Origin of the sequence: Paenibacillus sp. GCM10027629 (genome assembly GCF_042676425.1) — a bacterium.
GTDB classification, from domain to species: domain Bacteria; phylum Bacillota; class Bacilli; order Paenibacillales; family Paenibacillaceae; genus Paenibacillus_K; species Paenibacillus_K terrigena.
Map to the genome: position 1 here is coordinate 903,823 of NZ_JBHTGZ010000009.1, position 6,533 is coordinate 910,355.

The window sequence follows — 6,533 nt, forward strand, 5'->3', positions numbered from 1 at the left end:
CTACTTTCTCTACTATTCATTATTGTTGACAAAGCTGAAATTTATTACCATCTGGGTCCAAAACTTCTAAGTCAGTTCCACAACTTTCTCTATCCCTAAGAACTATATCTCCAAAAACTACATTATTGGCTTTCAGCCTCTGAAAAACAGCTTGTAAATCTTCAACTAGAATGCAAAATGCAGGCTGATGATACCCGTCTTTATTATGAAAGCTTAATGTTCTCCCATCATTACTTTGAATTAAGAAAAAATTATATCCCGAACCCGTTCTTAACGATACCATGTCCTTTCCTGGGACAAGTGGTTGAGAATATCCGGCTACTTCCATGTCGAAGTTTTTGATATACCATAGAGCAGAATCGTATGGATTTGATACGGGGATATAGATACATGCCAAACCTTTTAGAACAGGACCATTAGTCTGAATACTCATTGTTACATTCCTTTCTATTTTTATTTGGTTTAAACTTAACTTTTTTTCTACTCCAGTTATCAATTTCTTTTGTTACATCACTAAAACTAAATTCACCAGAAAATATCTTCCAGCTATTGTCATGATAAAACGGCATATATTGTGTATGAAAAACCGAATCCATTATAATTGGCTCCTGATAACCGATCGTATTTGAAAGTTTAATTGCATCCACATTTTTTCCCTTCCAGTGATCGATTTCATCGTAATAATGATCTAGCTCTGGATGTTTAATCGTTGGTACTCTTCCAATATCCGCTAAAAACTTTTGTGTTTCTAATTCGTAGAAGAAGCTAATAAATTTGAAAGCTTCTTCCTTGTGTTGTGAAGCTGCAAGTACCCCCATTGGTGTAATTTGATGCATCGTAACTTGCTTCTTTGTCCCCCTCGGCATCGGCAATACGTCCCATTCGAAGGTCCAATTAGGATCTGGCGCGTACTCTGCGGCTATAAAAAATGTTTTTCCTTGAAAAAACGGCTGTATCGGAAAAGTGCCTATTAACTTTTCATTAATAATCACCTGATATTTGTTGATGAGGTCGTAAAACCATTGAAGATCAGCAATGACTTCGGGTGTATCAATAACACTTTCAGTCAAATCCCCTTTTATGAAAAATGGATGATCTGCATGTCCATTCGCAATCGAATATAACGATTTTACATACCACGTGATGGGTGGACTAAAGTCAAGACCATATTGATGGATCGAAACATCTGTGGCCTTAGTCGCAAGCTCAAACATTTCATCATAAGTCCAATCGTTCGACGGCATCTCCAGATTTAAGCTTTTCAACAAATCTTTATTCACATAAAACCAATAGGTGTCTAAAATTACGGGAACAGTATAGGTTTGTTCGCCTGTTTTGAAGGTCTCCAGAGTTCCTTCAACAATATTTGAGTTATTCATCGTTTTATCGTTTTCAATATAAGGCGTTAAATCCTCCAACATCCCTTTTTCAATCCAGTGATAATATTCGTAAGTTATCGCTAAATCCGCAGACTGGCCCTTCTCTTGTAAATTATTCTGCCACTCGATTAATCTCAGATCTTCGCGTCCCGCGGATCGAACGGGTTCTATCGTAATCCAGGGATATTTCTCATTGAACTTATCTATGCATTTCTGAAAGCCATGTACCATCCAATCGTAAAGCAAAATGTTTAGTGTGACTGGTTCTTTGTTCATAATAACCTCCAAAGTATTATTTTTATGACTTACAGTTAATTTGATGCCACAGATGTTGCAAACCTGACTTTTTGAAGAAAATGTTTTTTGTAGTAACAATTTCGTTTCTACAATCACATTATCCTGCCCGTTAACGTACTGAAGCCACCGATCGTGCCGGCAGCTTCGTCATAGGTGTGTATTGTGCTATCGTGTCCCGTTAGCTTAATGATCTGGTCGTCGTATACAAGTCAAAAAATCCAGGTTTCCAGCATCATAAGCTGCAGCTCCACTGCAGTCTTATTCTATTAGTTCTATTGCATGGTCCGGATGTTCTTGATTAAACTGTTCCACTGCCAATTTAAGCTCCTTTACCGCCTCCGGATCAATTTTCATCAAATACCAAGGTACGGACGCTTCATCATTAATGATTTGAATTCGTCGAAAAATTTCATGGCGGCCTTCTAATGCATGCTTAAAAAATAAATCAATATTGAAAACAAAGAAAAAAGAAATTTGCAGCTCAATCCGGTCTTTCCAATTCGGGCTATCCTCACACCAAGGCCTCCCGTATACCTTTATTGCTCCGACAGCACGTTCGGTGGGAAGAATAAATACTTCTCTATTATCAACTGGCTCCGTAGCGTCAGTGTCGATCAGATACCAATCACGCTTTATGATTTCAAATGGATGAGAATGTTCTAAACTATACTGATGCAGGGTTTCCAAAAGAGATTGCAGCCCCTTAGGATCAACTTGGTGTAAAATGTTATAACCCGGAATCACGATGCGTCGATGGTTCAAATCACTCTTTGTCACTCTCGTCAAAAATGAATCAATATCTTCTCCATCTAGTTTATATTGTTGTTTCCAATCACCACCGTCAAAATTGAAATCCTTACATATCATCGTCTGCGTTTCCCATATATCCAGCATATTGCCGTCGGGATCATATAGCTGGAACTGTCGCCCGCATCCGCCTCTGTCGTATATAATCTCAACCTTCTGTCCCTGCTCCTGCATTCGTTTATGCATCTCACCAAGATCATCCACAGCAACATTGATGATTGAATATAAAGTAGAAGGCCTGTCACCCATTACTGCATTTTTATCGAAGTTTGTCGTCTGCCCAGGAATTAGCGACCTATAGAAGTAAATTTCTTCACCATTCCTCGTCTTCGGCCATCCTGAATCATTCAATTCCAAACCGAGAAGCTCCGAATACCATTTGCGTGTTGCTTCCGGATCGCTTGCCGGGAAAAATAGCGCAGATGCTTCGATTAATGCCGGAACATCGTCACGTAGCTGCTGGGTTTCAGTATCCGCATGCTGCCGTACCTGAAACTTATTCCCTTGCGGATCGGTAAATACAAACGTGATGCCCTCATGATCCGAATGCATCGGCTCCAATGGGACGCCTGCATTGGACAAACGTTCATACAACGCTTCAATACAATCTGTTTCAAATCGTACAGCAAACATTTCATAAGGTTTCCCCGGAATATATTCATCCGTCATGAAATTACAGGTAGTCCCTTTTTCTTTTGTTGGTTCCCAAAAGATACAATACTTTCGTGTCTCAGGAGAATTGAAATGCTCTGTATACCATTTTGACAATGCTGGCGAATCATCCGCCGGAAGATATAGACATATAAATTTGTTGAATGCAGATGTAGTGGTTTGCAACATTATACTCATATAAAATAAATCCTCCTCGACACTTAAAAATTGTTTAATTGTTATTGTTTTTCTGAAATTGCTTTAAAATTTTGATATTGTTTATTTCATTAACTCCCTTCTCATTTCACATTAACTTTGTTTTAAGACTTACAATTATTTTGATGCCACATGATGTCGCAAACCTGACTTACTGAAAAAATAAATCTATGAATATTTTCGTTTCCACAATCACATTATCCTGCCCGTTAGCTTAATAAAATGAGCAAACTGCGGTAGCCTGCTCAACAATAAGTTTTATTCAGCTATCGTGTCCCGTTAGCTCAATCTACTAAGCTTAGATATCCATTACACAAGTGCATCGACGTTTCGGCAGTGTCAAATTGTCCACTTATTCAAGGAATTGGTTGCCAAACGTCAAATCGATTACCATTTAAATCGTAGAATCTAAAATTTTTCCGATTTTCATCATACGTTTTAAGTTCCGATACCGAAACCCTTCGTTCTTTTAACGTTTTATATGTCTCTTCAATGTTATCTGATTTAAATGACAGCAGATGCATGTCATAATCTTTACCTTCCCAATGATCTGTTTTATAAGTAAGTTTCACATCTTCTTCGTTATCAACTTTCACCAACATGATCACCGGTCCCTTTCCGAGACCGAAGCAAATACCGTTCCAATGAAAACCAAGTTTCTCCTGATACCACTTTATGGTTTCCTCATAATTTAAGACAGGCAGATACAAAATGTCCATGTAGCCAACAACGTTTTTCATATTAAACCTCCATTTTCATATGTACATTGGAAGTACAAAATTGAAAGCATTAATGCGTGTAATTTCTTCCACGTTTTTTAGTCTTGATATTCAATTTGTTTTTGCTAAACTCCCTTTTGCGAAATGCTATTACTTCTTTTCCTCCTTAATGAATCTGATTTGAGAAAATTTCCGCAGCCTTTCATGGAAAATATACCCATATAAAATATAGCGAATATACGTTCGAATGTAAAGACTAATTTCACCGAGAATTATTGAACTATCCTGCCCGTTAGTTGAGAAACGACAGCCATATATTCTTTTTCCATTCGGTGAATTCGGCTTAAGTTAAGATAGCCTCCTTGTCGTGGGCATGGTAAATTAATCTTATGGCCGAGCCCCTGAGGGTCGGCGGAAGAAGCGAGAGAACGGAGTGAGTCCATGAAATCTGTAATTGGTTGGGGTTTTATCGGAGCAGGCGGAATTACGAAGCGGGTTATGAACGACTTCAAGGAATTGAGCGATGCTAAATTGGTCGCTGTGTTTTCCCGTACGGAAGCTAATGCGGTGCAGTTAGCGCTGCCTTACGGTGCAAAGGCTTACACCGACTGCGAAGCCATGATCCGGAACCCGGAAGTGGATGCCATCTATGTCGCCACGCCGCACCATCTCCATATGAAACATGCTTGTTTGGCACTTGAATTAGGCAAGCCGGTGTTATGCGAGAAGCCGTTCGCTCCGAATGCCGCGCAGGTTCGGAAGATGGTTGAGAAAGCGAGAAAAACCGGAACGTACCTTATGGAAGCGATGTGGACCCGATTCTTCCCGGTAACGCGCAAGGTCATGCAATGGGTTTCGGACGGAGCCATCGGAGACGTGCATTACTTAACGGCGGACTTCGGATTCTCTGCTGCGGAGAACCCTCAATCGCGCCTGTTCAATCCCGATATGGCCGGGGGCAGTCTGCTCGATGTCGGCGTTTACGCAGTCTCCTACGCCTCGATGGTTTTCGGCTCCATGCCCGTCGAGGTGCTCAGTCGTTCCCGCTCCACTTCTACTGGAGTGGATGCCCGAATGGCATGCTTGCTGGAATATGAGAACGGACAGATGGCTTCGCTCTTCTCTTCCATCTCGACTTCGACGCCGCAAGAGGTTCGCATCATCGGAACCAAGGGCCATATTGAAGTTCCGCGGTTCTGGTCCCCTAGAGAAGCCAGATTGATCATAGGGGATCGGCTTGAGGACACAATCAAGGATGAACGGATCGGGGAAGGATTCGGCTATGAATTTACAGCCGTACATGAAGACTTGCGGGCAGGCCGGAAGGAGAACGCCTTGATCACGCTCGACGAATCGATCGCGGTCGCCGAGACGCTGGATACCTTAAGAGCCCAGTGGGGGCTTGTCTATCCGTTCGAGGGGTAAGCTGTCGTATTTGGGCGACCCGTTGTATAGGTTATTCTTAAATTTCCTGCATTATCCTGCCCGTAAGGAGAACAGGCGGCCGAATAATATTCGGCAGCCTGTTCTTCGTTGTGCTATCGTGTCCCGTTAGTTGAACGATTTAATTCGAGCTGAAACTACATCAACTAGTTCAAATTTGGCGGACGACGAAATAGTGTAGCTTGTTCAAAACTATAGGCGATTCGGATTAATGTTGGCTCACTGAAAGCCCTCCCGGAAAAAACTACACCAAAGGGACCTTGTGTTGAATCACCACCCTCATCAATTATACCTTTTGATGAATAACCGGCCGGTACCGTAATTAGAGGATATCCTAACCGTGCAGCAATGTACATTCCATCAATGTCACCAGGTAGCATTAATGCATCTAATCTGTGTTGATCGAGTGCGTGGTCAATCCCTTCCACTATAGCCGGATGGTTATATTCTTCTCGTTTAAGTTGATAGGTTGCTTCGTTTAGACCATTTTGTTCAGAGCGTATCAGATTGTCTTGGCCAAACTTCAATGAAGATGCAGCATGCTTCTGATTATATGCAATCAATTCTTGTAGAGAATGCACGGGGAGATCCGGGTTCAACTTAGATAAGTACTGATCTAGCCCTGTTTTGAATTCGTAACAGATAACATCATTGTTCCATGGATGCTGTTCCAAATGTAAATCTACTGGATCGATAACTGTAGCACCTTGCTCTCGTAGAACATTGATGGCGGACTCCATAATTGAAAGTCTTTCTTCATCTAAGGATCGATAGTAATGTCTAGGAATCCCAATGCGAGCATTGCGTAGAGAATCCTTGTCGAGGTAAGTTGTATAGTCATGATAAGTAGGATGTGGACTATTCCAAGTTGCCTGATCATTCTCATCATATCCAACAATTACTCCGAGTAAAGTTGCTGCGTCAGCGACTGTTTTACAAATTGGTCCCGGTGTATCCTGACTTAAAGATATCGGGATAATACCGCTACGGCTTGCGAGCCCTACCGTTGGCTTAATCCCGA

At 41.4% G+C, this 6,533-nt stretch carries 6 protein-coding genes; 1 reads left to right on the forward strand and 5 read right to left on the reverse strand.

Annotated features, from left to right (window positions below):
• Positions 1 to 19: 19 nt before the first annotated feature.
• The 4 genes from ACFQZR_RS13610 to ACFQZR_RS13625 form a co-directional block, all read right to left on the reverse strand.
• The gene (locus ACFQZR_RS13610) at positions 20 to 433 is read right to left on the reverse strand and encodes a VOC family protein (RefSeq protein ID WP_379346648.1); all 414 of its coding nucleotides are present in this window, start codon (positions 431 to 433) and stop codon (positions 20 to 22) included.
• The gene (locus tag ACFQZR_RS13615) at positions 417 to 1,655 is read right to left on the reverse strand and encodes an extracellular solute-binding protein (RefSeq protein ID WP_379346650.1); all 1,239 of its coding nucleotides are present in this window, start codon (positions 1,653 to 1,655) and stop codon (positions 417 to 419) included. The genes ACFQZR_RS13610 and ACFQZR_RS13615 overlap by 17 nt, the downstream gene beginning before the upstream one ends.
• 279 nt (positions 1,656 to 1,934) lie before the next feature.
• Complete coding sequence (locus ACFQZR_RS13620) at positions 1,935 to 3,332, reverse strand: VOC family protein (RefSeq protein WP_379346652.1); 1,398 nt, start codon at positions 3,330 to 3,332, stop codon at positions 1,935 to 1,937.
• A gap of 374 nt (positions 3,333 to 3,706) precedes the next feature.
• Positions 3,707 to 4,090, reverse strand: a complete 384-nt coding sequence (locus ACFQZR_RS13625; protein WP_379346654.1) for a VOC family protein — start codon at positions 4,088 to 4,090, stop codon at positions 3,707 to 3,709.
• 420 nt (positions 4,091 to 4,510) lie between these two features.
• Between ACFQZR_RS13625 and ACFQZR_RS13630 the strand changes: the two genes are divergently transcribed.
• A complete protein-coding gene (locus tag ACFQZR_RS13630) occupies positions 4,511 to 5,494 on the forward strand; it encodes a Gfo/Idh/MocA family protein (protein WP_379346656.1) in 984 nt (327 codons plus the stop codon).
• Positions 5,495 to 5,658: 164 nt separating this feature from the next.
• Here ACFQZR_RS13630 and ACFQZR_RS13635 read toward each other — a convergent pair.
• The coding region (locus tag ACFQZR_RS13635; protein WP_379346658.1) for an amidase family protein at positions 5,659 to 6,533 on the reverse strand (875 nt) is incomplete at its 5' end.